Raw genomic sequence first — 26,319 nt, forward strand, 5'->3', positions numbered from 1 at the left:
CGCCGGGGCGGGGGCGGGCGTCCGATACCAACCGACATGAAGACTATTGCACTTTTGCCGGAAAGCACTGAAGCTTTCCTTCTGTGACGACGTATCGAGCGGGCCGGCCGTGGCGGTCCGCCGCCATCGGTCGCATCGCCGCGGTAGCCCTCAGCCTCGTTCTCACCGGCGCCCTCGCCCCCGCCCCCGCGGCGGGTGCCGTCGCGCCCGCGCCGGCCACCACCGGCGCGGCGGGCGGAGCCGCCGCCTGCCCCACCGACCCGGCCACTCCCAAACACCGGCTCCGCGCCATGTGGATCGCCAGCGTGGCCAACATCGACTGGCCGAGCAGGACCGGCCTGAGCGTGCAGGCGCAGCAGGCCGAGTTCCGTGCCTGGCTGGACCTCGCGGCGCAGCGGAACATGAACGCCGTCGTCGTGCAGGTCAGGCCGACGGCCGACGCGTTCTGGCCGTCACCCCATGAGCCGTGGTCGCAGTGGCTGACGGGCACCCAGGGGGGCGACCCCGGCTACGACCCGCTGGCGTTCATGGTGAGCGAGGCGCACGCCCGCGACATCGAGTTCCACGCGTGGTTCAACCCCTACCGGGTCGCCAACCACGACGACCCCACCCGGCTGGTGGCCACGCACCCGGCCCGGAGGAATCCCGGCTGGCGGTTCGCCCACGGCGGCAAGCTCTACTACAACCCGGGGATCCCCGCGGTCCGCGGCTTCATCGAGGACGCCGTCATGGACGCCGTCACCCGTTACGACATCGACGGCGTGCACCTCGACGACTACTTCTACCCGTATCCGGTCAGCGGCGAGACGATCCCGGACGCCTCCGCCTACGCCCAGTACGGCGCCGGTTTCGGCAACGTCCACGACTGGCGGCGCGACAACGTCAACCTGCTGGTGAAGGAGCTGGGCCAGCGGATCCACGCGGCCAAGTCGTGGGTCGAGTTCGGGGTCAGCCCGTTCGGCATCTGGCGCAACGCCGCCACCGACCCGCTCGGTTCGCAGACCTCCGGCATGCAGTCGTACGACGCCGTCTACGCCGACACCCGGCTCTGGGTGAAGCAGGGCTGGGTCGACTACATCGCGCCGCAGGTCTACTGGCACATCGGGCATCCCACCGCCGACTACGAGACGCTCACCGCCTGGTGGGCCTCCGTGGTCAAGGGCACCGGCGTGCGGCTCCTCATCGGGCAGGCCGCCTACCGGGCCGGAGCGGCCGGCCAGGACGCGGCCTGGCAACGGCCCGGGGAACTGGCCGACCACCTCCAGTACAACCGGCGGCACCCGGAGGTGGTCGGCGACGTCTTCTTCAGCGCCAAGGACATCCGGGCCGACCGGATCGGCGCCGTCTCCCGCCTGGTGGGCGACCACTACTCCAGGCCCGCCCTGATACCCGCCCGCGGCGGCGCGGCCGCGCCGGCCAGCCCCTCGATCACCTCGGCGACCCGCCTCCCCGGCGGGGTCTCCCTGTCATGGCAGCGCGACGGATCGAGCAGCCCGCTCTCGTACGCGATCTACCGGGTCGACTCCTCCCCGGCGGCGGACCCGTGTTTCTTCGCCGACGCCCGCAACCTGCTCAAGACGACCCGCGGGACGTCCTTCACCGACACCACCGCCACCGCGGGCACCTACACCTACTACGTGACGGCCATGGACCGGCTGCACCACGAAAGCGCGCCGAGCGCGGGCCGGGTGGTCGCGGCCACCGGTCCGTTCAGCGTCGTCGTCGACAACCGTGACGCCGGCTTCACCGCGGGCTCCGGCTGGGGCACCTCAAGCTTCTCCTCGCAGCTCCACGGCACCGACTACCGGTTCGCCGAGCCCGTCGCGGCGAGCGACCCGGCGTGGTTCAAGGCGCAGATCCCCGCCGCCGGCAGCTACCGGATCGAGATCTGGCATCCGGCGAACTCCGGCTACAACAGCGCGACGCCGTTCATCGTGGCGGCCGGCGGAGGCAACCAGGTGATCAACGTCGACCAGCGCGTCAGCGGCGGCCAGTGGCGCAGCCTCGGCACGTTCACCCTCTCCGCCGGCGCCTACAACGTCGTCGGGGTGAGCCGCTGGGTCTCCACCGCCGGCTACGTCATCGCCGACGCCGTACGCATCACCAGGGTCTGACGCCGCGGCGGCGCACGCCTACTTCGGCCTCGGGCGGTTGCTCCACTTCGGCTTGCGGAACAGGTCACGGCGCTCCAGGAGGTAGGCGAGCTTCGAGGCCGTGATCCGGACCGTCTCCTCGTGCCGGTGGCGCTTCTCCGGGACGACGCCGCTCCAGCGGTCGAGCAGGCGGGCCATCTCGTCGGCGACCTCGCCGATCACCCGGTAGCGGGTGCTGAAGGCGTAGAGGTCGCCGTGCACCTCGTTGACCAGGTCCTCGTCGACCCGCCTGGTCAGCGGCCTGATCTTCTTGAGGATGTCGGCGTCCATGGCCGGGGTCACCGGGGCGCGGCGCGCGTCACCCTCGGGCACCATGATGAGCGCCCGGATCCGCGTGACGGCCAGGGCCCGCTCGGGCTGCGGGGTCGAGGGGTGCTCCGCGAGGTCCAGCAGGCGGCGGAGGGTCTCCTGTGTCCTGTCGTCGAACATGGAAACCCATCCCGCCCCTCGCTCATGCCGTACAAGTGCGGTCACATGCTATTCGACCAGGCGGCACCCGGTTTGCAGCCCTACGGATCGGTGAGCGCGCACCGCGTGCCGGTGTAGATGGTCGGCATGCACTTGTTGCAGTGGACGCACCGGGACGCGGTGGCCCGGTCCCGCCTGATCCGGATCGGCAGATCGGGTTCCATGAGCAGCGCCCTGCCCATGGCCGCGAACTCGAAGCCCTCCCGCATGGCCAGGTCCATGGTCCGGCGGTCGGTGATGCCGCCGAGCAGGACCAGCGGCATGCGCAGGGCGGCCCGGAACCGGCGGGCGTCGTCGAGGAGGTAGGCGTCCCGGTAGGGGTAGGCCCGCAGGAGGCTGCGGCCCAGCAGCCGCACGCCCAGCCGTTGCGGCTGCGGGAAGACCCCGGCGAACTCCTTGAGCGGGACGTCCCCCTTGAACAGGTACATCGGGTTGAGCAGCGAGCTGCCCTCGGTCAGCTCGATGGCGTCGAGGCCGCCGTCCTCCTCCAGCCAGGCCGCGACCTGGAGGCTCTCCTCGATCACCAGGCCGCCGCGGACCCCGTCGTCCATGTTGAGCTTGGCCAGGATCGCGATCCGGTCGCCGACGGCGTCGCGGACGGCGCGGGCCACCTCGCGGGCCATCCGGGCGCGGTTGGCCAGGCTCCCGCCGTACGCGTCGGCTCGGTGGTTGAGCCGGGGGCTGAGGAAGGCGCTGGCCAGGTAGTTGTGTCCCATGTGGATCTCGACGGCGTCGAAGCCGGACTCCGCCGCGACGAGCGCCGCGTCGGCGTGCGCCCGCACGACGCGTTCGATGTCCGGGATCGTCGCCGCGCGGGTCATGGTCATGCTCATCGGGTTGAGCCGGCGGGTGGGTGCCAGCGCGGGGAGCCGGTTGGAGGCCGGGTTGGCCACCGGACCGGCGTGACCGATCTGCGCGGAGACGGCCGCCCCCTCGGCGTGTACGGCGTCGGCGAGCCGGCGCAGCCCGGGGACGGCCTCCGCCCGCATCCAGATCTGCCGCCGCTCGGTGCGCCCCTCGGGGGCGACCGCGCAGTAGGCGACGGTGGTCATGCCCACGCCACCGGCGGCCGTCCGCCGGTGGAACTCGACCAGGTCGTCGGAGACCAGCGCCTCCGGGGTCCTGCCCTCGAAGGTGGCGGACTTGATCAGGCGGTTGCGCAGGGTGATCGGCCCGAGCTTCGCGGGGGCGAAGACGTCGGCAACGGTGTCGGCCATGACTCACTGTCTACCAAACAAGCGCTTGCATGTCAGCGGTACGCCGCCCCGATCCGCGAATCTTCACCGGCCGGCGGCACGGTGGAGGCACACCGCCTTAGAGTGGATCTGCGACACACATTGTGCGCAACACACTATCTGCGCTATACATCCAAAGTCGGAAGGGTGGCCGTCACATGCCGAACGAGGCCCGGGAGCGGCTGATCAAGCAGGTGGTCGCCGACAGCCGCAGGCACTACGCCGCCTACACGCTGTTCAACCAGGCTCTCGCCGACCATCTGGGGCTCCATCCCACCGATCTGCAGTGCCTCAGCCTGCTCTCGCTCGAGGAGGAGCCGCTGACCACGGGAGAGATCGCCAAACTGACCGGCCTGACGTCGGGATCGGCCACCCGGCTGGTGGACCGGCTGGACAGGGCCGGCCTGGTGGTCCGCCGCGGCGACCCCGCCGACCGCAGGAAGACGCTGGTCTCACTGGCCCCCAAGCCGGTGTCGGAGGTGGACGACGCCTGGGACACCCCCGGCGAGGCCTTCCTCTCGGCCCTGGACGACTTCACCGACGAGCAGCTCGCCGTCATCGGCGACTACCTCCGCCGGGTCTCCGCGGTCGGCACCGAGCAGGCCTCCCGGCTGGCCTCCGCCCCCGGCACCGGGGACTCCTAGTGCCGCGTTCCTCAAAGCAGGTAGACGAACCTGCGACGCAGGGTCCGAGGCTGTGGCGGTGGTCTCCCTCAGATCCAGGGTTCGGCGTGCGCATTGAGTTGCGCGGCGGCGGCGACCGCATGGGCGGGGTTATTTGGGTTTGGGGGCGCGGATCAGCCACCAGCGCTCAATAACCAAGGCGGACAGTCCTTCTGTCCCGGTGCGCAACACCACGTCACTGCAGGTCAGGGGCGCGTTCGTTGGATCTGTCCACGAAAAAGGACAGCGCTTGTCCATCAGTTTGGCAGCAGTCGGCGCTCGCAGGTCTGTCGAACAGTTCACGGATTTGGCCAGCGCTGGTGCTGCAGGCTGCGGTTGATGGCGCTTCTTGCTTGTCCCCGCCCTCCGCTCAGGAGCGCGGGGACAAGCTGCTCTGTTCCCCGCCCAAGGGAGCGCCGGCCCGTTGAGGCCGATGCGGGAACGACCTTTCAGGCGCAGTGCCGGCTTCGGCTCCGGGAGCTTTCGCCACGACGTGGCTTGGTCACCTGATACTGCGCGTCCCGGGTGATCTCCTGGCGCTGGTCATGCACCATCACCCGGTCCGCGCCGCTCATGGCGTTGTCATCGGCAGAACTCTCAAACAGCGCCACGGCGCGCGCCCGGCGGCGTGCAAGCCGGGCGTTCCCGTGCCGCCTTCGGTCAGGTGGGGGATGTGTTCCGCTGCGATCCCCAGAGTGATCGTTGACTCCTACATCCCTGGTTGGTAATTTTGTCAGGACAAACAATATGTCCTTACAAACTCTACCTGCGGAGGATTGCCATGGCTGCCAGGGTGGGCGAGATCGTGCGCACGCGGGTACACAACCCTGAGGCGATTGCCGAGGCGGCGAAGCGACGCGTGCCGGCGTCTTCCGTGGTGGGGGAGCATGGCCGGGCGATGATCATCGCTGCGGACCATCCGGCGCGCGGCGCGCTCGGCGCCGGCGGGGATTCGATGGCCATGGCCGATCGGGGCGCGCTCCTGGACCGGCTCTGCGTGGCGCTGGAACGCCCTGGGGTGACCGGAGTGATGGGCACGGCCGACATCCTGGAAGATCTGCTGCTGCTCGGCGTGCTGGACGGCAAGTCGGTGTTCGGATCGATGAACCGGGCCGGCCTGGCCGGCTCGACGTTCGAGATCGATGACCGCTTCACCGCCTATGACGCGGAGACCATCGCCTCCATGGGCTTCGACGGGGGCAAGACGCTGACCCGGATCGCGTTGGATGACGCGGCGACGCCTTCTGTGCTGGAGAACACGGCCCGGGCCGTGAACGAACTCAACGACCGCAAGCTGATCGCGATGGTCGAACCGTTCATTTCCCGATGGAACAACGGCAAGATCTGCAATGACCTGTCGCCCGAGGCCGTGATCCAGTCGATCACGATCGCCTGCGCGCTGGGGCGACGTACCGCCTATACCTGGCTGAAGCTCCCCGTGATCGAGGACATGACCGAGGTTCTGGCGGCATCGACCCTGCCCGTGTTGCTGCTCGGGGGCGACGGCACCGACCCTGAGCAGGTGTTCGCCAGGTGGGAACGCGCGCTGAAGATGCCCAGCGCGCTGGGCCTGGTGCCTGGCCGGACGCTGCTGTATCCGGCCGATGGGGACGTGGCCGGTGCTGTGGACAGGGCGGTCAGCCTGTTGTGATCCAGGGGGGCGCCTGGCGCATGAAGGTCGCCTTGGACGGGGTGGCGGACCGTTCAAGGCGGACCGTTCGGGGAAGGCCGCCCTTGGACGGGGCGGCGGCAGGGGGGTCGGTCAAGGCGGATCATTCAATGATGGTCGGCTGAGGCGGCCCGGGTCCGTCGCAGGCGGCCTCTCAGGTCCAGCAGGCGCGAGCAGAGCTCCGGGATGTCCCTCGCGTGCACCGCGTTCGGGAAATCCGGAAGCTCGGACCTGATCGCGAGCGAGGCCCACGCGGAGAACCTGACCTCCCCGTTCTCCTCGACGCTGACCCCGTCCCGCTCCGCCCACGCGCTGTTCAATGCGACGGCCTGCGCCGGCGACATGTCCGCGGGCAGATCCAATGCGAGGCTCCGCCCGTAGATGCGGACGGGATAACCACCGGGCAGCCCGAGCGGGCCCGGCAGGCTGGTTCGCACTTCGCGCCCGGTGACGAGGTCCGCCAGCAGCAGCGCGGTGACGTGGCCGGTCACGGCGTTCAACTCGGATCGGGCCGCGGCGCGCTGACGCCGGAGCAGCGGGCCGACCTCGCGGACCGGCGTCCCATCCAGCCAGGCCAGCGCCTCATCGGCGGCGTGGTCGGGGGTGTGCAGGTGCCAGTGATGCCCCAGGACCTGAAGGCGTCCCCCGCGGGCCGGGCGGAGTGATTCTCGCAGCGAGGCGGCGAGCAGCGCCACGTTCCCCACGCCGCAGAAGATCGGCAGTTCAAGCGTTTTGAGCAGCGGATTCACCGCATCGGGAAAGCAGGCGTTGAGGAAGAGGGGAGGTGGGTCCAGGGCGGCGATCGCCGAGGCCGCTTCGATGGCGACGGCCGCCTGGAGCGGGAGGGTGAGCCCGAAACCGGCGCTGTTCATCAGCGCGGTCCACGCCGAAGGCGAGCGGGTCTTCTCCCAGGGGGACTGGTACGAGGCACAGTTCAGGACGATCCGCGGACGGGTCTGCCGCAGGATCGAGGAGATGGACTCGGCCGCGTACCGGTCCGCCGACAGGGCGCGGAACCGCACCGGGGTGCCGCTCGACGCCGCCCGGACATCCGCGACGTAACATACTTCCGCTGAGCTCGACGGCGTCGTCGACACGACGGTCACGACGCATTCCGCAGCGCAGACGGCCGCCAGGGAGTAACAGATCGATCGGGTCAGCGAGCCGCTGCCCAGAATCACGATGCCGCGCTCGGCCATCACATCACCTTCCGAATGTGTCGCGGCTGAGATCACGGGGTGCTCCGCTCCCGGTAGCTCATGACGATGCCGGCGCCCAGGAGGCCGAGCACGGTCAGAGCCGTCAAGGCCGTCCCGTACCCGCCGGTGCTCTGGACGAGGTAGCCGACCAGCGCGGGGCCGAGTGCGGAGCCCGCGCCGAGTGCGGTGAACAGCAGGCCGAGCAGCCTGCCGAGGCGTGCCAGGCCGAACTGGTCGGCCAGCACGACGGGGAGGAGGGCGCTGTAGCCGCCGTACATGGTGCCGTGGATGACCGCGAACGCCAGCAACCCCCCGTAACCCCGCGCGGTCGTCCACACCAGCAGGCCCAGGCCGATCCCCGCATGACAGGCCTTGAAGAGGGCGAGCGACCCGAACCGGTCGGCGAGGGCGGTGATCACCAGGCGGCCCGCGATGCTGCTGATGCCGATGGCGGAGATCAGGGCCGCGGCGGCCAGGGCGCCGATGCCCAGGCGCTGCGCCGAGAGAGCGAGGTGCGCGAACGGAACGTAGTTGGCCATGCAGACGAGCAGCGACGCCACGTAGAGGGTGCGGAATCCACGCGCGGGCGGCCGTTGCGCGGCGATGGGGGCGTCCGGCGCCTGTGGCGGCCGGCCGACGAGGGCGGCGGCCAGCAGCAGCAGAGCGGCTCCCCCGACGGCGTAGTACTCGTAGGCGTGCCGCCAGCCGAAATGGCTCACCATCCAGGCCGACAGCGGCGAGCTGACGACCGTGCCGATCCCCACGCCGGTGACCACGCTGCCGGTGGCGACCGTTCGGTAGCGGTCGAACCAGCGGCCGGTGGCGGTGACCACCGGGACGTACACGCACCCGACTCCCAGCCCAATACCGAGCCCGTAGGCCAGGTACGCCTGCCACAGCGCGTCCGAGATCGCGGTGAGGTGAAGGCCGAGCCCCAGGCAGACGGCGCCGACGAGCAGCATCAGGCGGGGCCCGGCCCGGTCCGCGACAGGGCCGGTGACGGCGCTCAGGCCGAACCCCAGCAAGGTCGTGATCGAGAAGACCACGGACGCCGCGCCGTCACCGGCGTGAAAGGCCTGGGCCATGGGCCCGAAGAACTGCCCGTAGCTGTACGCCAGCCCATAGACCACGGATGCGGCGAGCGTCGCGCCCGCCGCCGCCAGCCACGCGCGGCGCGAGTCTCGCGCGCCCCCGGCAGGCGCGTGCGCGGGCGCCGACGGACACTCGGCCCCGGCCGCGGCCGGTGGTGTTTCGGGGAACGACATGGTCACTCACCTGCGCTTTCTGGCACGCTGCTGAGACGGCCGGGGGGGCGGGCACGCTCCGTCACATCCGGCGGGAGCGGATGTGCTCCGGCACCGGCAGCCCGTCGGGCACCCGCGCCTCAGGCTCGGGGACGCCGAAGGACGTGCGCACCGGCAGCAGACCGGCCCACTTGTCCAGGTCGACCTGGTCGCCGTGATCATTGGGCGGCGCGTCGCGGATCTTCACCGACGCCTCGGCCAGGTCCAGGGTCATGACGGCGACCCGGGCCAGCACCTTGCGGTCCGGTTCGTGCCCGTAGTCCCACGCGCCCGGCGCGAGATGCTCGGCCACGACCCGCATGCCGTGCCGCTTCTCCTCCTCGCGCAGGAGCCGGCCGGTTCCGTGGACGACGGCCGAGCGGTAGTTCACAGAGTTGTGGTAGACCGAGCGCGCGTAGACGATGGCATCGAGATGGGTCACCGTCACGCATATCGGCGCTCCGGGGGCGAGGACGCGCGCGCTGCGGGCGCCAGCCGATGCGTGCAGGTACAGCGTGTCGCCCTCGCGGCCGTACACGCTGGGCAGCACGACAGGTCCGCCGTCCGCGACGAACCCCAGGTGGCAGACGAGCCCGGCGTCCAGCACGTCGTACAGAGCCTGACGGTCGGTCGCGGCGCGCTCGTGGTAGCGGCGTACGGTGCTGCGTGCCGTGGGTGACAGGGGGCCATGCCCGGTACTGTTCATGTCGGCCTTCTTTCTGTTCCGCCGGGCGCTTACAGCACGGCCTTGGCGACATCTTCGGCCGAGCGGACCTCGATGACCTGAGACCGTTCCGGCATCTGTTCCGGTTCGGCGACGTACATGCCGGAGCCGTGCAGCACCACGCCGTCGAAGCCGCAGACCAGGCCCCGGTCCAGGCTGTTGAGCACGCCGGTGAGCCCCATGACCAGCGACCATTCGGCCAGATGGCGGGGATCGGCGGGAAGCGGCCGGTCGCTGGCCTGGAAGTGGTGTCGTACGGTGCCGTAGCGCTGGACGCACTCCAGCAGCGACACCACGACAGCCGATCCTCCGTGCTCGGCGATCAGTGCGGTCATCTCCGGCGCGGTGGGCGGATTGCGGGTGTAGAAGGTGGGCTCGAGATTCTCCTGCGGATTCCACGTCACCTGGGGGAAGTGCGGGGAGCTCCGCTGCTCGTACACCTCGTCGGCGTCGCTGCGCTCCCAGTTCGGCTGCGGGTCATGGCCTTTCGTCTCGGTCAGGTAGTGGCGGACCATGTCGCTGGTCGCCAGGTGCTGGACCAGGAGGAATCCCGGCTGCGAGTGCGTGATGCCCAGCGCGGCCATGGTGTCGATGCCGTGCTGATAGCCGAGCAGGCCGTACGCGCTGGAGACGGCGTGCGCGTGCAGGAGCCGGTGGCCAGGCTGGGCGTCGCCGAATTCGTGCTCGTAAAAGGCGCGGCAGGCGTCGGCCACCTTGTAGTTGGCGATGTCGAGGGAATACCAGACCCTCTCACCCGTCCCGGCCTCAGCTTCGGCGAACGTTCGGCCGATGTTCTTGACGTCGCCGGCCTCGGGCCCGGAGTAGACGAGGATCGGATTGCGGGCCCGCAGTTCGTCGGACTCGGTGAGAACGTTGCGCCGGAACTTGTACAGCGTGGCCGCCGGCGTCAGCGTGACGATGCGCAGTTTGTCAGGGGTGGCCAGCTTCAGCTCCAGAGCACGAGCCACGGCGTCGCGCAGGGCGATGGCCTTGTTTCCCGAGGAGGGGGTGAACAGGAGGACCGATTCGCCGGTCCGATCGATGTGCTGCACCGCCCGGGCCACCATCAGAAGGGACGCCGTGGTCTTGGTCGTACGGGTTCCCGGATTCTTCATCAGGTCCAGCAGAACCAGATTCCGGCCGGCGTAACTGCCCAGCGGACTCAGCGAGGCACCGGCGACGGCGAAATACTCCTCCCACGCGTCGGTCAGCACCGGGTAGGAGAATTCCGGGGCGAAGCCGGTGGATCGGGCCGGTGCGCAGCGCCGGGAGGCCTCCCGCACGCCGTTGTAATAGCGGGTGATGACGCTCTCGGAGTCGGTGGTCTTGATTTTGGCCGCGAAATTGCGCGCGCCAAGGCTCATGGAGTGGCACCTTTCACTCAAAGGAAGGCGTGCGGGTGGGGGGGCGGATCTAGCAGTGGCGCAGGAGTTGGTCGGCGACGATGCGGGCCTGCCGTCCGATGATGAGCATGGAACTGGTGTAGTAATGGGTGCCTGCTGTCAGATGTCCCAGAGCGAACAGGTTCCGGTTCTCGCTCCCGTCCGCTGCCAGGACCCTGTTGGTGTACCGGGCCACGTCCACGCCTCCCAGGGGATGCCGCCGCGCCACGCCGGTTTTCACCAGGCCCTCGACCAGCGGAATCGCCGCTTCAGGAATGGCCGCGGCGGCCGGGCGCGTCGTGTTGACCACGATGTCGGCCGCGATGTCGCCCGCACCGGTCGAGGCGAGAAAGGCGGGAAGCGGGAATTCACCGGGCCTTATCCCGCGGACACCGCGCACGACCCGCAGTTGTCCCGCGTCGGAGGCCGCCTGCAGCCGGATGGCCGTCCGCTGAGGCATCGGGCTCAGCAGGCTGACGAATTTCCGGTGCCAGCGAGTGAGAAACCGGCGCCGTTCGGCGTCGGGCATGGCGTGCCAGATGAGCTCGATCGACTCGTGCATCGCCTCGATGATGACGGGCTGCCAGAGTGCGCCGCCGTCGCGGGCCTGCTGGAGCTGGCGGCGCAGCCGGCGGGCGACTGACTCGCCCGGTACGGCCTCGGCGCACGCGCGGTTCAGGTCCATCCCCGCCTCCCGCAATTCGCGGTCGAGCAGCGCCAGCAGCCGCTCCCCGGTCATGACCGGGTCGGCCGCCAAGGCGGCGCGAACGGCGGCGTGGGAGAGGTGCCGCAATTCTGGCGCGGTGGCGCTGGTGCGTACGGTCGGCAGCAGCCCGTTCCTCGACGCCATGGTGATGCCGCCCCGATGGCTGTTCTCCAGCAGGAACAGCACGGTGTCGACGGCGGTCAGACCCGTTCCCAGCACCAGGACATGGGCTTTGCGCGGCACGGCGGCCAATTGTGCGCTCAGCGGATAGGAGTCGTTGATATATCCCGGCGACCGGGCCAGCCGGTACACATCGACCGGCCCTCCGGTGCCCACGCACAGCACCACGCGGTCCAGGCCGTCGAAACGCCGCCCGTCCTCGGTGAGCGCGTGAAAGCCGGCCGGACCCTGGCGCAGCCGTATTACCGGCGATCTCACCGTGCGCACGCTTTTCCCACGTCCGGCCAGCCGATCGGTGATCTCGGCCGCCACGGCGGCGAGATATTCGCCGAACAGCCGACGGGGAAGAAACGCCGCCGGGGAGACAGGGCCTCCGTTCAGGCCGCCCCGTTCCTTGACCCATTGCAGGAAGTGCCCGGGTGAGTCCGACAGTACGGACATGCGCTCGGCTGAGACGTTCAGCAGCGCGATGTCGGAGTCGGGGAGATAGGCCCGGCCGGGCCCGACGTTCTTCGCCGGTTCGAAAACCGTGACGTCGAGGTCCGGCAGGCGGTCACAGGTGAGTGCGGCCAGCAATGCGACGGCCGCACCGCCGCCCCCGATGATTCCCAGCTTCATGTCGCCCTCTTCATGCGCGGAGGTACGGTCGACGGCGGAATTCCGGGCAGCACTGAGCGGCAGCGCGGCCCCCGGTTCCATACGGGATACGCCGCGCCTTCAGCGCCGCGTGGTCTCCCGCTGCTGGGTCACGAACAGGCTGGTGTAATCACCGCCGGACCAGTCCGGTGGCAGGAGACACGGGCGAGGGTCGTGCGCCGCCCACCGGGCCGGCTCGCCGCGTACGATCTCGCCGGCATGGCTGCTGGGCAGCGGATTCGCGGTATAAGGCATGGAATTGGCCGCGCTGTACACGTTGAGCAACAGCGGCCGGCCGAGGTCCGACTCGTTCTTGGCCGAGCAGTGCAGGGCCCGGCAGTTGTGAATGGTCACCGACCCGGCCGGCCCCGGGAGATAGACCGCACGGTCGGCGGGCAGCGCGGCGGCGTCGGAATCGTTCAGCGCCCCCGTCCAGGTGCCGTCGGAGCCGTAGAGGTCGTAGAGTTCGCCTTCATGGCTGCCCGGAATCACGCCGAGCGGCGCCTGGTCCAGGGAACAGTCGTACAAATAGGTGCCGAAGGTCAGCGAACTGTAGTTGGTGTGCGGCCAGAACTGCACATCCTGGTGCCACTTCACCTCGGCGCCGCCGCGGGCCCACTTGAAATTCAACTTGGCATGATGGAATTTCACGTCCGGGCCCACCAGGTCGGCCGCGATGTCGGCGAGCGCCGAGTCCCGCGCGAAGCGCCAGTAATCCGGGTGCTGGTCGACCGGGCTGGTCACGCGCCGTAGCCGGGGGGTTTCGGCAGAGTGCCCCGGCTCGATGTCGAACACCGCGTCGGAGCGGTCGATCGTCCGGCTGCGCTCGATCATCTCGTCGGTCGCCGCCCGGAGCCGGGTGAGCCACTCGCTGGGGATCACCTCCTCCAGGAGCAGATAGCCGTTGCTGAAGTAGAACTCCCGCTGCTCTTCCGTCAGGACCTTGGGGGTGATGCGGCGGACCTCGTCGACCAGCATGTACGTTCTCCTCGACCAGAGACACGGACCCGGGGCGTACGCACATCTTTGTGCGATATGTCCTTACATATGGACAAGCTATTGTCCGTATCAGATGTTGTCCAGTGGTTCGATCGATCTTTGTCGCAGAGCGCGGCCGGCCCGAGAAGGTTCGCAGCAGGCGATGGGCGGAGCCGAACCCGGAGTTGAGGAACAGCCATTAGCGCTAGCGTCTCCACCCGCGAATGGCTCACCGGGCGCCCATGGATCCAGCAGGTGTTCATCCCCAAGCGGGCCTGCCGGCTCAACCCGCAGGAAGCCTGGTGGCTCGTCTTCCGCCGCCAGGCCCTGGCCGGGCAGACCTTCGCCGACCCCGTCCAGATCGTCTACGCCACCGCTGTGGCGACCGCCCAGCTCAACACCCGCGCCCACCCCTGGGCCTGGGGTCGCCCGGCCCCGAGCCTCGTCAGCGCCGACGCCGTTTTATCTACCTGCTTTAAGGAACGGAGCACTGGAGCCCGTCCGGTGAGCCCCCTCCATCCCGCCTGATTTTTCTCCCCTGAATTCCGGCCAGGATGTAGAGAACATGGAGGCGTGCTTCTACCTATGAGTGAGCGCCCAGGCAGGCGCGGAAACCGAAGGAGCCAGAACATGAAGTACATGCTGCTGATGCAGTTTGGCCGGCAGGCCGACTTCCCGCCGATCAGCACATGGCCCCCCGAGGACGTCATGGCCCACATCGAGTTCATGCACAGCACGAACGAGAAGCTCACCGCCGCCGGGGAGCTCGTGGAGGCGCAGGGACTGGCGATGCCCGACCAGGCCAGGATCGTGCGGGCCGGTGACGGCGGCGCCCCCGTGATCACGGACGGCCCCTATCCCGAGACGAAGGAGTTTCTGATCGGCTACTGGATCGTCGACTGCGACAGCCAGGAGCGGGCGATCGAGCTCGCCGCGTCCCTCTCGGCCGCGCCCGGACCGGGCGGTAAGCCGTTGAACATGCCGATCGAGGTGCGCCAGGTGATGTCGGCCCCGCCCGAGGAGCTGTGAGCGCTGACGATCCGGCCGTCGACGACCTGCTGCGCGAACTCGCGCCGCAGGTCGTCGGCGTGCTCACCCGCCGCACCGGGGACTTCGACACCGCCGAGGACGCGGTCCAGGAGGCGCTGCTGAACGCCGCGGCCCAGTGGCCGGAGGAGGGTGTGCCGGGCAATCCACGCGGCTGGCTCATCCAGGTCGCGTTCCGCCGGATGACCGAGCAGGTGCGCAACGAGCAGGCCCGCCGCCGCCGGGAGGAGCTGGTGGCCACGCAGGCGCCCCCGGAACGGCGGACCGCGCCCCCCGCCGACGACGCCCACGAGACGGACCGGGACGACACGCTGATCATGCTGTTCCTGTGCTGTCATCCCGCGCTCACCCCGGCCTCCGCCATCGCTCTCACCCTGCGGTCGGTGGGCGGCCTGACCACGGCCGAGATCGCCAAGGCGTTCCTGGTGCCCGAGGCGACCATGGCGCAGCGGATCAGCCGGGCCAAGCAGCGCATCAAGGCATCGGGGGTGCCGTTCCGGATGCCGGCCTCCCGGGAGCGGGCGCGGCGGCTCGGCTCGGTGCTGCACGTCCTCTACCTCATCTTCAACGAGGGCTACGCCAGCAGCGCCGGCCCCGACCTGCACCGCGTGGAGCTGTCCCGCGAGGCGATCCGGCTGGCCAGGACGGTCCACGCCCTGCTCCCGGACGACTGCGAGGTGGCGGGGCTTCTCGCGCTGATGCTGCTCACCGACGCCCGGCGCGCCGCGCGGACCGGTCCGCGCGGCGCCCCGATCCCGCTGGCCGAGCAGGACCGGAGCCGGTGGGACGGCGACGCCGTCGCCGAAGGGGTCGCGCTCATCACCGCCACCCTCGCCAAGGGCGCGGTCGGCCCCTATCAGCTCCAGGCGGCGATCGCGGCGCTGCACGACGAGGCGGCGAGTGCCGAGGAGACCGACTGGCCGCAGATCCTCGCGCTGTACGGCCTGCTGGAACGCATGTCCGACAACCCCGTGATCTCGCTCAACCGCGCCGTCGCCGCCGCCATGGTGCACGGCGCCGCGACCGGCCTCGACATGCTGAAGGCACTCGACGCCGACGGACGCCTGGCGGGGCACCACCGCTTCCACACCGCGCGGGCCCATCTGCTGGAGATGGACGGCGACCTGCAGGCGGCCGTCGACGACTATCGGGTGGCGGCCGGCCGTACGATGAGCGTCCCGGAGCGGGACTACCTCACCGCCCGTGCCGCCAGGCTCGCCGCGACGGTGTCCGGATCGGTCCGCCGGGACCTGTAAGAGCCTTCGATGTCCGCAGACCCGGGTCCCGCTCTCGTGACTCAGGGGACATGCCCCGGGGGCCCCGGAGCCGCGCCGCGAAGCCCGGCGGGCGATGATAGACGATCACAGGTCCCGGCTGCTCGCCATCACCAAATCCGGCATTAAACAGCCTTTCAAGGTGGCTTTTTAATCTAAAACCCGACTTTTCGCCTTTCCTGTGAATACAGTCCAGCGTTAGCGGGCGGTGACCACCCTTCCCTTCGCGGAAGGGCGGAGGAGAAGAGTGGACGGGGTGGCTGACGGTCGTGGATCCGATCGGTGAGAATCTGCTCAGAGTCATGGAGCCGGAGCTCGGATACCGGGAGCAGGCCGGGCAGCGCACCACGTTCGGCGAGTGGTATTCCACCAATGTCGTCAAGGACCCCCAGTACAGAACGGCCCCCTGGTGCGACATGGTCATCGCCTGGGCCGCCGGGAAGGCAGGGATCGAGGACTTCGTCGGCCAGTTCGCCTGGACGCCCTCCCACGCCCGCTGGTTCGAGGCGCGGGACGCGTGGTCCGGCGAGCCGGAGCCGGGGGCCCTGGTCTTCTTCGACTGGTCCGGCGGCAAGGACATCAAGGGCATCGACCACGTCGGCGTCGTCGAGCGGGTGGAGGGTGGAACGCTCCACACCATCGAGGGCAACGTCGACGGGGTCTGGCTGAAGCGCAAGACGCGCGACGAGAGCAAGGTCGTCGGCTACGGTCTGCCGCGCAAGGTCAAGGAGCGCCTGACGGGTGAGGACGCGCCCGTCCCGGTGACGGCCGGACGGATCAAGACTGGCGCGGCGACGGCCGCCGGATCCGTGACCGCCTCCGTGACCGGCCGCCCGGAGACACCCCATGTCCCCACGGAGGCCGTACCGGTCGCGGGAGTGCTCCTCCTCGCCCTCGGCGCGACGCTTGCCCTGGCCAGACGCCGTCCGCGCGCCTCGGCGGCGGGAGGGGCACCCGCCCCGGCGGCCTGGCCGCCCTCCCTCCCGGCGGACAGGCACTCCCGCGTCCCGGCGGGCGGACGCCACCGCAGGCGGGGACCGGGCACGGAGACGTCCCACGGACCCGGCACGGAGACGGTTCCCGGAGCGGGCACAGGGATGGTCCACGGAGCGGGGACGGAGACATTCCCTGGACCGGGCGGGGAGACGGTCCCCCCGCCAGACGTGAAGCCATCCCCCGGGCCGGGCGGGGAGACGCCCCTCGGACCGGGCGTCGACCGGCCGGGGGCGTCGGCCGGAGGGGCCGGGCCCCGGCAGGCCGTCCGGCACGTGCACCGGCGGGCGGGCGGCGGGGCCGGTCCGGCGCGACCGGCGGGTGCCAGGGCCGGGCGCCGGCCGTACTCGCCCTGACCGGATGAGCGGGCGGACGGTCCCGCCGGGCGCGGCACCCCCGGTTTGATTAATTAGGTTAGCCAAAGCTAAGTTGCTCGCGATGACGTTCCCGAGCGAAGGCAGCAGCACGATGACAGCCGTCAGTGAGCAGACCGTAGAGCGCGTCGAGGAGATCCCCGCCTACCGCGCCTTCCATGTCCGGGTCCTGCGGACGCTGCGGCTCAGCCCGAGCTTCGTCCGGGTCACCTTCGGCGGCGAGGAGCTGTCCGGCTTCGCCGACAACGGTTTCGACCAGCGGATCAAGCTGGCCCTCCCGCTGCCCGACGGCGGCTTCGCCTCCGTCAGCGACGGGGCCGGCTGGTACCAGCGGTGGCGGGCGCTGCCGGTGGAGCTGCGCAACCCGATCCGCACCTACACCGTGCGCGCCGTACGGCCCCGGCAGCGCGAGCTCGACATCGACTTCGTGCTCCACGGCGACGCCAGCCCCGCCTCCCGCTGGGCCACCTACGCCGCCCCCGGCCACCGTGCCGTGGTCATCGGCCCCAACGCGGCCTGCCCCGGGCCCACCGGCGGTCAGGAGTGGGCTCCGCCGGCCGGGGCGACGCGCCTGCTGCTGGCCGGTGACGAGACCGCCGTCCCCGCCATCGCCACCATCGCCGAGAGCCTCTCCGGCGACGTGCGGGCCACGGTCCTGCTGGAGGTGCCGCGGAGCGCCGACGTGCTCCCCCTCGACGTACGGCCGGGCGTGGAGGTCACCTGGCTGCCCCGGGAGGGAGCCCGCCACGGTGAGCTGCTCGTCCCGGCCGTCCGCGACGCCGTCGGCGAGATGACCGTGCGGGGCGACGTGGTGGACCCGCTGGAGGACGTCGACGTCGACACCGAGATCCTGTGGGAGGTCCCGCCTGTCTCGGGCCGCGACGGCCTCTACGCCTGGCTGGCCGGTGAGGCCGGCGTGGTCAAGCTGCTCCGCCGCCACCTCGTGCAGGAGGCCGGGATCGACCGCTCGTCGGTGGCGTTCATGGGCTACTGGCGGCTGGGGCGCGCGGAGAGCGACTGAGCACCGCGGCGTCACCGGCGAGTGGTCACGGCCGTTTCTCACGAACGGCCGTTCTCACAAGCGGCCGTTCTCGCAAGTGGCGGCTCTCACGAATGGCGGCTCCCACGGACAGCCGACCTCGGGAAGCCGGTCTCACGGACAGCAGGCCTTCCAGGGACGGCCGGCCTCACGGACAGCCGACCTCGGGAAGCCGGTCTCGCGGACAGCAGGCCTTCCAGGGGCGGCCGGTCTCACGAGTGGTCGGCTTCACGAGTGATCGGCGCCGACGGTAGTCCGGTGCGCTCCGGGTAGTGACCGGTGCATGACGGTCACGGGATTCACTGGGCGGGTCGCGGCGTTGTGGACCGGGGCCCGCCACCGCCACCGCTGGCTGGACCATCTGGTCCGCGCCGGCGCGCGCTACGACCAGGCGGACGGTGGACGGCTGTCGGCCGCTCTCACCTACTACGCGTTCTTCGCGCTGTTCGCGCTCGCGCTGCTGAGCTTTTCGATCATCGGGCACGTCCTGGACGATCCCCAGGTGATACGGACCGTGCAGCGGTATCTCACCGACAACTTCCCCCGCCTCGACGTGCAGGCGCTGCGTGACGCCAGGAGCACGGCCGGGGTGATCGCCTTCATCGGCCTGCCGATCACCGGCCTGTTCTGGATGGACACCCTGCGGTCGGCGATCAGGGCGATCTGGCGCATAGAGGAGTATCCGGGCCGCTTCCTGCTGCGCCAGCTCATCGACCTGGGCGTGCTGGCCGGGCTCGGGGCGCTGCTGTCGGCCTCCCTCGCGGTGGCCTTCGCCGCCGAGTCGCTGCTGAACTGGCTGCTGGTGCACACCGTGGGCGTCGACGACACCCCGACGCAGTGGCTGCTGGCCGCGGTCGCGTTCGTGCTCGGTCTCGGCGTGAACACCCTGCTGGCGGTCGCCCTGCTCACCGCGCCCCCGAGGCTGCGGCTGCCGCCACGCCGGGTGCTCGGGCCCGCCCTGTTCATCAGCCTCGGGCTGGAGGTCCTCAAGACGATCGGCCAGTTCTATCTGGAGATCACCGCGGCCAACCCTGCCTACCAGGTCGTGGCCGGCGCCGTCGCGCTGCTCGCCTTCCTCAAGCTCCTCAACCAGCTCATCCTGTTCGCCGCCGCGCTCACCGCCACCGCCACCACCGGCGACATCGTCGACCTGGCCGTCCGCCGCCCGCCCGCGCCGGCCGCCTTGACGTGACCCCCTCCCTCGCCCGGCTTTGCTACGGATGCGAGCTGTGCGAGCATGGCCGGGAAGGCGACGGCGGAACGAGGAAACCGGTGTGAATCCGGCGCGGTCCCGCCACTGTGATCGGCGAGCGGATCCCGGGCAGGCCACCGCGGGTGCGGGAAGGCCGGGACGAGCATCGACCCGAGAGCCAGGAGACTCACGCGGTCGCCTCCTCACGGAACGGGGCGGATCTCCCCGAGAGAGGAGCACGTTTCTCATGCCGCACGGCGGATCAGCCGGTACAGCGCGCGTCACTGCCGTCGGCCCCCACCTGCCGCCGCTGATGCGCTGCCTGGCGGACCAGGGCTGGAAGACCGTCACCGCGGGCCCGGCCGACCTGGCCGTGGAGGCGACCGGCGACGGCTACGAGGCGGCCTTCGACGGTGAGGGCCACTGGTTCGCCTCGCCGGCCGAGCTCACGGAATGGGCCGGGCAGGCGGCGGCCCGGCGTCCACGGGGGCTCCGCCCCGCGGAGACCCGCGTGGTGAGCGGGGCGCTGGCCGACGTGTCGGCCCTCGGCCCGTATTTCGCCGTCTCGACGGATCCCGCGGAGGAGGCCGACCCGGGCTGGCGCCCGCTCACCGCGCTCCACGCCGACCTCGGCGCCCTGCGTGCCTGGACCGGCCACGTCGGGCGGCGGCTGGGCACCGGCGAGACCAGGGTGGCCGCCTCGATCCTGTTCCAGGGGCTGGCCGCCCGGCTCTGGTCACCGGTCGTCGGCGCGGTCGCCGTCCGGGGTGTCCTGCCTGACCTCGCCCCGGCACGCGTCCACTGGCGGCCCACCGCGAGCGGCCCGCTCCCCCTGTGGACGGCCCGTCCGGCCGGCTGGGAGGTCACCGGTCCCGGCCGGGTCGCCGAGCTGGTCTACCGCAACGTGATGACCGAGCTGCTCGAACCGGTGGCGCGGGCCGTACAGGAGATCACTCCGATCTCCCCGCGGCTGCTGTGGGGCAACGCGGCCTCCGCGCTGGCCGGGACCCTGACGACCGTCGCGCGCGAGCGGCCGGACCTCGCCCCCCGGGCCGCCGCGCTCAGCCGCGAGCTGCTGGCCCTCGGAGTTCTGGAAGGGACCGGTGACCTCGCCGAGCCGGCTCCCGGCCGTCATTTCTTCGTCCGGCGCAGCTGCTGCCTCTACTATCGCCTGCCCGGCGGCGGCAAGTGCGGCGACTGCGTCCTGCTGCCCCACGAGATCCGCCACGACCAGTGGGCGCGGGCCCTGCGACAGACGGGAGCGGCCCCGTGACCCCCGGCTCCGCGGCCGCGCTGCCTGCGCCGATACTGGAACGGTGCTGAGCAGTCACCGCCTGCGGGTGCTTCTTGAGGTCTTCAGGACGGGGAGTATCGCGGGAGCCGCGCGTATCCTGCGGCTCTCGCCGTCCGCCGTGTCCCACCAGCTCTCCAAACTGGAGGAGGAGGCCGGGGTGGGCCTGGTCGAGCGGGGCGCGCAGAGCCTGCGGCTGACCGCGGCCGGGCGGCGGCTCGCGACCCGGGCCCAGGAGGTGCTCGACATCATCGAGGCCGCGGAGAAGGACCTGCTGGCGCAGGCCAGGGCCGACGCCGGGCAGCTCCGGATCGGGTTCTTCGCCTCGGCGGGATACCGGCTGCTGCCGCTGGCGCTGTCGACCTTCACCGCCCGCCACCCCGCCGTGGAGCTCGACCTGGTGCTCGGCCAGCCGCACGAGCTCCTGCCCGACCTGGAGCGGGGCGCGCTCGACATCCTGGTGGTCTTCGAGCACGCGCTCGACCCCTGGAAGCCGCCGGAGGGGGTCGAGGTCGCCCACCTGTTCGACGAGCCGCAACTCCTGGTCGTGCCGTCGGGCCATCCGGCGGGGCAGCGGCAGCGGGTACGGCTCGCCGACCTGGCCGACGAGCCGTGGATCACCACGTACGGCACCGACACGCCGGTGTCGGTGTTGGAACGGGCCAGCGCGCTGGAGGGGTTCAATCCGATGATCCGCTGCCGCAGCGACCACTACGAGGTCACGCTCGGGCTGGTCAGGGCGGGCCTGGGGGTGGCCCTGGTGCCCAGCCTCGGCGCGCAGGGCGCGGCGGGCATCCAGGTGTGCCGGCTGGACGGCCCCCGCCTCTTCCGCAGGATCGGCGCCGCCGTCCGCCCGACCAACCCCAACCCGGCACTGCGCTCCTTCATCGACTACCTGCGCGACGCCTCGGCCCAGATGCGCAACGCCCTGCGCTGAGACCCCGGCACGGCCCGAGCGGGCACGGGCACGGGCACGGGCAGACACGGTCACGAGCAGACACGGTCACGAGCAGACACGGTCACGAGCAGACACGGTCACGAGCGGGCACGGTCACGAGCGGGCATGGGCACAAGCCGGGCGCGGGCGCTCCGGCACCGCCGGACCCGGCCTGACCTGGCCTGGAAGCACCCGATCGCCCGCGGCCGTTCGCCGGTCGTTCGCATCCAGTACATCGTTATGTCATGACATAAGGATGTACTATTGCTTTGTCGTAAATTCATAGTTACGTTCTTGTGCAACACCTTCCCCCCAAACGAGGAGGCGCAATGCGTCCCCTGCCCAGGCTTTTCCTGGCAGCCCTGACGTGCTCACTGGTAGGAGCACTGTCCGTCCCGGCCTCGGGGCAGAGCATCCCGTCGGCGGATCCCGAGGTGGAGACCCCCGCCCTGTTCGACGACGAGGCGGGCGGCAACGCCAACGGCGACGACCCGGCCATCTGGGTCCATCCCTCCAGGTCCGGCAAGAGCCTGGTGATAGCGACGGCCAAGGAAGGCGGTCTCTACGTCTACAACCTTGACGCCGAGCAGCTCCAGCACCTGCCGGCCCCCGCGGCGCCGGGGCCCGACGACGAGGGCGGGCGCTTCAACAACGTCGACGTCACCTACGGCTTCGGCGGTCGGGACCTCGCGGTCGTCTCCGACCGCGGCCGGGACCAGCTCCGGATCTACGCCATCGCGCAGGGCCAGCTGACCGACGTGACCGACCCGGCGGCGCCGTTCGTGTTCAACACCACCCAGCCGCAGGTCAACGACGGGGAGACGGCGTACGGCCTGACCACCTGGAAGGACTCCACCGGCACCTACGCGCTGGTCAGCCGCCGGCACACGACCTCGATCGGCCTGGTCAAGCTTCTTCCCAAGCCGAACGGCAAGGTCGGCTACCAGGTCGTCAGGACGCTGGACCTGCCCGCGTCGTTCGCCCTGCCGAACGGCCAGAGCTGGACGCCCTGCGACGAGCCGGGCAGGACGCCGCAGGTCGAGGGCATGGTCGTGGACCAGCAGACCGACGTGCTCTACGCGGCCCAGGAGGACGTCGGCATCTGGCGGATGCGGGCCGACCTCACCGGGACGCCGACGCTCATGGACAAGGTCCGCGATTACGGCGTTCCCGCCACCTACGACCCGGCGACGGAGGAGTGCACGCCCGGCGTGGACCCCGGCTACGGCGGCCAGCACCTGTCGGCCGACGCCGAAGGCCTCACGATCTACTATCGGGACGACCAGAAGGGCTACCTTCTGGCCTCCAGCCAGGGTGACAACACCTTCGCCGCCTACCGCAAGGAGGGCTCCAACGCCTACCTCGGCCAGTTCCGCATCGGGACGCACAACAGCGTCGACGGCGTCGAGCACAGCGACGGCTCGACCGTGCTGAACGTCCCGCTGGGCGACTTCGACGAGGGCCTGTTCATCGCGCACGACGGCGCCAACACGCCGGCCGTGCCCGACCGGGAGAACACGAACTTCAAGTTCGTCGGCTGGGAAGGCATCGCCGACGGGCTCGACCTGGACATCGACACCGACGGCTGGGACCCCCGCGACTGAGAACGGGTGAAGCCCCCGGCCGCGACGGGGCGCTTTCCAGGGTTCGCCGCGCCACAGTGATCACTTACTGGTGGCGGGAAACATAGCGAGACGCTCGGCCGGGTATCCCGGCCGAGCGTCTTTCGCGGTCCGGCGTCCGATCCGGCGGCGACGGCGTCGAGCCGCTCCCGGCCGTGGACGGACGGGGCCGCCCCTTGGGGAGGTACTGGCGCAGCAGGCCGTTGATGCTTCCACGCCGGGTGGCGGCCGTACGGCCCGCGGTGACCTGGCAGAACCACAGGACCGGTGCGTCGATCACCCGGTCTCTGACCGTCCAGGATCACTGACCGCTTCGGAACTCCTCGCCCGGGGGAACGGCCGGCCGGAGTGGTCCAGCGCGAGCATGCCGGCCAGGTCGCGCAGGCATTCCTCGAAGACGGGTTCCAGGTCGGAGTAGGCGAAGTCCAGCTGGTGCAGGACTTCCATGCACAGCAGGCCGTACAGCCTGATCCAGCACGTCAGGAAGACGTGGACGGCCTCGGGTGGTAGCCGTCCGTCGATGCCGGCGGAGTAGGCGGTCAGTTGCTCGCGCAGCGACGGGGGCAGATCGACCAGGTCGGGCGCCGGGAACCCCCGCGTCCGCCACAGCTCGACCGTCAGGTCCAGCAGGACCTGCTCGAAACGTTGCGCCGCCTGGTGGCGCGCCGAGTCCCGCTGCCTGTTCGGCGGGGCTATCGGGCTGGCGAATATCCAGCCGAACTCGGCCGGGTGGGCGATGGCCCAGGCGCGCATGGCGCGGCAGACCGCCAGTATCCGCTCGCCGACCTGCGCGTCGGCGTGGGCGTCCCGGGCCTGTTCCATCGCGGTGGCCAGCTCGCGGAAGAAGTCCGCGGTGACCGCGCCGACCAGGTCGTCGTGGCCGGCGTAGTAGTGGTAGAGAGCCGGGCCGCTCATGCCCATCTCCCGGGCCACCGCGTTGATGGTCACCGCCGCCGATCCCTGCGTGACCAGCAGCCTGCGCACGGCCGCGTGGATCTCCTCCAAGGTGGCCTGGCGCAGCCTCTCCCGCCGGCCGGTGGTCGTGCGTTCGGCCATCATCGGCCCCTCTTCCGTCTTCCGTTCCTCGCCTTGCCGCCATTGACATCCTAGACCATCTATGTTTCCTTAATGCCTCTAAGTAAATCTAGAGGCAGTAGGAGACGACATGGAATCACGGTGGTGGATTCTTCTCGCGGCAGTGCTGCCGGCTGCGGCCACGTGGTGGCGGCTGTCCAGGTCCGCTCACGTACGGCGCGGCCCGCGCGGGCCGTATGGCAAGCGCGAGGACTTCTGACATGCCGCGAACAACGCGTAACCCGCTCGCCGGTGTCTTCGGCAAATACGCCGTTCCGGCGACCATCACTCACGTCGAGCCGGTCACGCCCACGATGCGGCGGATCCGGCTCGAGACCGACCAGCCCATCGCCTTCCCGTACACCCCCGGCCAGCACATCAGGATCCAACTGAAAGATCCGCTGTCGATGTCGGGCATCCTGCGCCCCTCCGAGACGTTGCGCACCTACACGATCTGGGACCTCTCACCCGAGCGACGGACACTCGAACTGCGCGTCCACCTGTACGGGGGCGATGGAATCGGGCTGAGGTGGGCGCACGAGGCGCGGCCCGGAGAGGCGGTGACCTTCTGGTGGCCGCAGGGTGACTTCTTCACCCGCGAGGCGGCCTACCACGTGTTCATCGGGGAGGAGACCGCCGGCGCCGCCTTCGGGCCGATGATCCGGGCACTGGGAGCCTCAGCCGAGGTGTACGGGATCCTGGAGAGCGAGGCCTCCGAGCACGACCTGCCCATGCCGGGAACCCGCCCACTGCGCCGCGTTCACCGCCATGGCGCGCCGGCCGCCTCCTCCCGGGTTCTGCTCGCGGCGGTCGCCGAGCTCGACCTGCCGGGCAACGCGGGGGCCGCCTACGTGGCCGGTGAGGCCAGGACCTGCCAGTTGGTGCGCGACTTTCTCGTCCGCGAGCGCAACTGGCCGCGGACCTCCATCACGGTCAAGCCGTTCTGGACACCGGGCAAGCGCGGCCTGCACTGACCCGGCCCACGACGACCACACGGGAGACTCGGCAGTGAAAGCGATCATCGTGGGTGGCGGCATCGGCGGGCTCACCGCAGCCGCCGCCTTCCATCAGCGTGGCTGGCAGGTAGAGGTCTTCGAACGGGCACCCGAGTTCACCGAGGTGGGCGCGGGGCTGGCGGTACAGCCCAACGGGCTGCGCGCGCTGGACACGCTCGGTCTGGGCGATCACCTGCGCGCCAGGGGGCCGGCCGATCCGCCCGCCGGCATCCGGCACAAGAGCGGACGCTGGCTGATCCGCAACGACATCGACGACCTGAAACGCCGGTTCGGGCAATGGGTGACGGTGCACCGGGCCGACCTGGTCGACCTGCTGCGAGCCGCCGTGCCCGCTGAGGCTCTGCGACCCGGCACCGGCGTGCACCACGTGCGGTCCGACGGCACGGTGACCCACAGCGGCGGCACCTCCACCGGAGATCTCGTGGTGGGCGCCGACGGCGTGCACAGTGTGACACGGCGATCCATCTGGCCACGCGTCCCCGGACCCCGCTACGTCGGATACACCACCTGGCGCCTCATCGCTCCGCCACAACCCGTCGAAGGAGGCGTGGAAACGTGGGGCAGTGGCGACCGGTTCGGGCATGTGCCGATGCCCGACGGCCGCGTCTACTGCTACATGATGGCCAACGCCCCGATCGGCTCCCGCAGCGGCCTGGACGAGCTGCGCGAACGCTTCGCGCGCTGGCACGGCCCCATCCCCGCGCTGCTGAACTCCGCGCGCAAGGACGCGGTGCTGCAACACGACACCTACGAGCTGCCGAGGCTGCGCACCTACGTCTCCGGGAAGGTCGCGATCCTCGGTGACGCCGCGCACGCCATGACCCCCAACCTGGGGCAGGGCGCCTGCCAGGCACTTGAGGACGCGGTCACACTCGCGGCCGCCGTGGACACGCTGGGTGTGGGCGCGGGGCTGGAGGCATACGACCGCGTCCGCCGCCCTCGCACCCAAATGATCGTCCGCCGCTCCCGCCAGGCCGGTGCTGCCGCGCACTGGACGTCCGCGGCGCTGACCGGCCTGCGGGACGCGGCTCTCCCGCTTCTTCCCAACTCGGTCTTCGGCCGCTCACTCACTCCCGCCTACACCTGGACGATCTGAGGCGCCCGGCCGCATGGGCGCCTCACCCGCCCGCGTTCCAACCGGCGGGGCTCGGGTTCCGGAGACGGAACACATCGCGGAACGCCACT

25 protein-coding genes and 1 riboswitch are annotated in these 26,319 nt (G+C 70.5%); of the genes, 15 read left to right on the forward strand and 10 right to left on the reverse strand.

The window, feature by feature from the left end; genetic code table 11:
* The first annotated feature begins 83 nt into the window (after nt 1-83).
* Nucleotides 84-2,114, forward strand: a complete 2,031-nt coding sequence (locus SROS_RS26665) for a family 10 glycosylhydrolase (protein WP_012892025.1) — start codon at nt 84-86, stop codon at nt 2,112-2,114.
* An 18-nt stretch (nt 2,115-2,132) separates the two neighbouring features.
* On the opposite strand, the gene SROS_RS26670 is transcribed toward SROS_RS26665, so the two are convergent.
* Together SROS_RS26670 and SROS_RS26675 are read right to left on the reverse strand one after the other, a co-directional pair.
* Complete coding sequence (locus tag SROS_RS26670; protein ID WP_012892026.1) at nt 2,133-2,582, reverse strand: hypothetical protein; 450 nt, start codon at nt 2,580-2,582, stop codon at nt 2,133-2,135.
* Nucleotides 2,583-2,662: 80 nt separating this feature from the next.
* Entirely contained in the window at nt 2,663-3,838 is a 1,176-nt protein-coding gene (locus tag SROS_RS26675) for an NADH:flavin oxidoreductase (RefSeq protein ID WP_012892027.1), read from the reverse strand.
* A gap of 176 nt (nt 3,839-4,014) precedes the next feature.
* Between SROS_RS26675 and SROS_RS26680 the strand changes: the two genes are divergently transcribed.
* Nucleotides 4,015-4,500: a MarR family winged helix-turn-helix transcriptional regulator gene (locus tag SROS_RS26680; protein ID WP_012892028.1), complete on the forward strand. Its 486-nt coding sequence runs from the start codon at nt 4,015-4,017 to the stop codon at nt 4,498-4,500.
* Nucleotides 4,501-4,967: 467 nt separating this feature from the next.
* Here SROS_RS26680 and SROS_RS51205 read toward each other — a convergent pair whose 3' ends face one another.
* Nucleotides 4,968-5,129, reverse strand: a complete 162-nt coding sequence (locus SROS_RS51205) for a hypothetical protein (protein WP_169369390.1) — start codon at nt 5,127-5,129, stop codon at nt 4,968-4,970.
* A gap of 170 nt (nt 5,130-5,299) precedes the next feature.
* On the opposite strand from SROS_RS51205, the gene SROS_RS26685 reads away from it, so the two are divergent.
* Complete coding sequence (locus SROS_RS26685; protein ID WP_012892029.1) at nt 5,300-6,169, forward strand: Cgl0159 family (beta/alpha)8-fold protein; 870 nt, start codon at nt 5,300-5,302, stop codon at nt 6,167-6,169.
* 125 nt (nt 6,170-6,294) lie between these two features.
* On the opposite strand, the gene SROS_RS26690 is transcribed toward SROS_RS26685, so the two are convergent.
* The 6 genes from SROS_RS26690 to SROS_RS26715 all read right to left on the reverse strand — a co-directional run bounded on the left by SROS_RS26690 (nt 6,295) and on the right by SROS_RS26715 (nt 13,275).
* Nucleotides 6,295-7,386, reverse strand: a complete 1,092-nt coding sequence (locus tag SROS_RS26690) for a hypothetical protein (protein ID WP_012892030.1) — start codon at nt 7,384-7,386, stop codon at nt 6,295-6,297.
* Between the two features lie 32 nt (nt 7,387-7,418).
* The gene (locus SROS_RS26695) at nt 7,419-8,651 is read right to left on the reverse strand and encodes an MFS transporter (protein ID WP_012892031.1); all 1,233 of its coding nucleotides are present in this window, start codon (nt 8,649-8,651) and stop codon (nt 7,419-7,421) included.
* A 61-nt stretch (nt 8,652-8,712) separates the two neighbouring features.
* Entirely contained in the window at nt 8,713-9,375 is a 663-nt protein-coding gene (locus tag SROS_RS26700) for a pyridoxamine 5'-phosphate oxidase family protein (RefSeq protein WP_012892032.1), read from the reverse strand.
* A 29-nt stretch (nt 9,376-9,404) separates the two neighbouring features.
* Nucleotides 9,405-10,757 carry a DUF6002 family protein gene (locus SROS_RS26705; RefSeq protein WP_012892033.1) on the reverse strand — a complete coding sequence of 451 codons (1,353 nt, stop codon included), beginning with the start codon at nt 10,755-10,757 and terminating at the stop codon, nt 9,405-9,407.
* 49 nt (nt 10,758-10,806) lie between these two features.
* Nucleotides 10,807-12,360: an FAD/NAD(P)-binding protein gene (locus tag SROS_RS26710; RefSeq protein ID WP_081453226.1), complete on the reverse strand. Its 1,554-nt coding sequence runs from the start codon at nt 12,358-12,360 to the stop codon at nt 10,807-10,809.
* Between the two features lie 18 nt (nt 12,361-12,378).
* Nucleotides 12,379-13,275, reverse strand: coding sequence for a phytanoyl-CoA dioxygenase family protein (locus SROS_RS26715; RefSeq protein ID WP_012892035.1), 897 nt, complete (start codon nt 13,273-13,275; stop codon nt 12,379-12,381).
* 255 nt (nt 13,276-13,530) lie between these two features.
* Here SROS_RS26715 and SROS_RS26720 point away from each other — a divergent pair, with 255 nt between their 5' ends.
* The 9 genes from SROS_RS26720 to SROS_RS26760 all read left to right on the forward strand — a co-directional run bounded on the left by SROS_RS26720 (nt 13,531) and on the right by SROS_RS26760 (nt 23,026).
* Nucleotides 13,531-13,803, forward strand: a complete 273-nt coding sequence (locus SROS_RS26720) for a hypothetical protein (RefSeq protein ID WP_052317050.1) — start codon at nt 13,531-13,533, stop codon at nt 13,801-13,803.
* A gap of 102 nt (nt 13,804-13,905) precedes the next feature.
* On the forward strand, nt 13,906-14,304 hold the full coding sequence (locus tag SROS_RS26725) for a YciI family protein (RefSeq protein WP_012892036.1): 399 nt from the start codon (nt 13,906-13,908) through the stop codon (nt 14,302-14,304).
* Nucleotides 14,301-15,578 carry an RNA polymerase sigma factor gene (locus SROS_RS26730; RefSeq protein WP_012892037.1) on the forward strand — a complete coding sequence of 426 codons (1,278 nt, stop codon included), beginning with the start codon at nt 14,301-14,303 and terminating at the stop codon, nt 15,576-15,578. The genes SROS_RS26725 and SROS_RS26730 overlap by 4 nt, the downstream gene beginning before the upstream one ends.
* Nucleotides 15,579-15,865: 287 nt before the next feature.
* On the forward strand, nt 15,866-16,945 hold the full coding sequence (locus SROS_RS46225) for a CHAP domain-containing protein (RefSeq protein WP_012892038.1): 1,080 nt from the start codon (nt 15,866-15,868) through the stop codon (nt 16,943-16,945).
* 82 nt (nt 16,946-17,027) lie between these two features.
* Complete coding sequence (locus SROS_RS26740) at nt 17,028-17,984, forward strand: siderophore-interacting protein (RefSeq protein ID WP_245564284.1); 957 nt, start codon at nt 17,028-17,030, stop codon at nt 17,982-17,984.
* Between the two features lie 301 nt (nt 17,985-18,285).
* A complete protein-coding gene (locus SROS_RS26745; RefSeq protein ID WP_012892040.1) occupies nt 18,286-19,194 on the forward strand; it encodes a YihY/virulence factor BrkB family protein in 909 nt (302 codons plus the stop codon).
* A gap of 17 nt (nt 19,195-19,211) precedes the next feature.
* Nucleotides 19,212-19,399, forward strand: a riboswitch (cobalamin riboswitch).
* A 42-nt stretch (nt 19,400-19,441) separates the two neighbouring features.
* A complete protein-coding gene (locus SROS_RS26750) occupies nt 19,442-20,467 on the forward strand; it encodes a (2Fe-2S)-binding protein (protein ID WP_012892041.1) in 1,026 nt (341 codons plus the stop codon).
* A 43-nt stretch (nt 20,468-20,510) separates the two neighbouring features.
* Entirely contained in the window at nt 20,511-21,422 is a 912-nt protein-coding gene (locus tag SROS_RS26755; protein WP_012892042.1) for a LysR family transcriptional regulator, read from the forward strand.
* 329 nt (nt 21,423-21,751) lie between these two features.
* Nucleotides 21,752-23,026, forward strand: coding sequence for a phytase (locus tag SROS_RS26760; RefSeq protein WP_012892043.1), 1,275 nt, complete (start codon nt 21,752-21,754; stop codon nt 23,024-23,026).
* 294 nt (nt 23,027-23,320) lie between these two features.
* Here SROS_RS26760 and SROS_RS26765 read toward each other — a convergent pair whose 3' ends face one another.
* Nucleotides 23,321-24,103, reverse strand: a complete 783-nt coding sequence (locus SROS_RS26765; RefSeq protein WP_012892044.1) for a TetR/AcrR family transcriptional regulator — start codon at nt 24,101-24,103, stop codon at nt 23,321-23,323.
* A 106-nt stretch (nt 24,104-24,209) separates the two neighbouring features.
* On the opposite strand from SROS_RS26765, the gene SROS_RS53980 reads away from it, so the two are divergent.
* The 3 genes from SROS_RS53980 to SROS_RS26775 are packed head-to-tail and all read left to right on the forward strand — an operon-like array spanning nt 24,210 to nt 26,230.
* Nucleotides 24,210-24,338 (forward strand): hypothetical protein, encoded by a 129-nt coding sequence (locus SROS_RS53980; RefSeq protein WP_281047962.1) that lies wholly within the window; start codon nt 24,210-24,212, stop codon nt 24,336-24,338.
* A 1-nt stretch (nt 24,339) separates the two neighbouring features.
* Nucleotides 24,340-25,092 (forward strand): siderophore-interacting protein, encoded by a 753-nt coding sequence (locus tag SROS_RS26770; RefSeq protein WP_012892045.1) that lies wholly within the window; start codon nt 24,340-24,342, stop codon nt 25,090-25,092.
* Nucleotides 25,093-25,126: 34 nt separating this feature from the next.
* Entirely contained in the window at nt 25,127-26,230 is a 1,104-nt protein-coding gene (locus SROS_RS26775; RefSeq protein ID WP_012892046.1) for an FAD-dependent monooxygenase, read from the forward strand.
* The last annotated feature ends 89 nt before the right edge of the window (nt 26,231-26,319 follow it).

Origin of the sequence: Streptosporangium roseum DSM 43021 (genome assembly GCF_000024865.1) — a bacterium.
Classification (GTDB): domain Bacteria; phylum Actinomycetota; class Actinomycetes; order Streptosporangiales; family Streptosporangiaceae; genus Streptosporangium; species Streptosporangium roseum.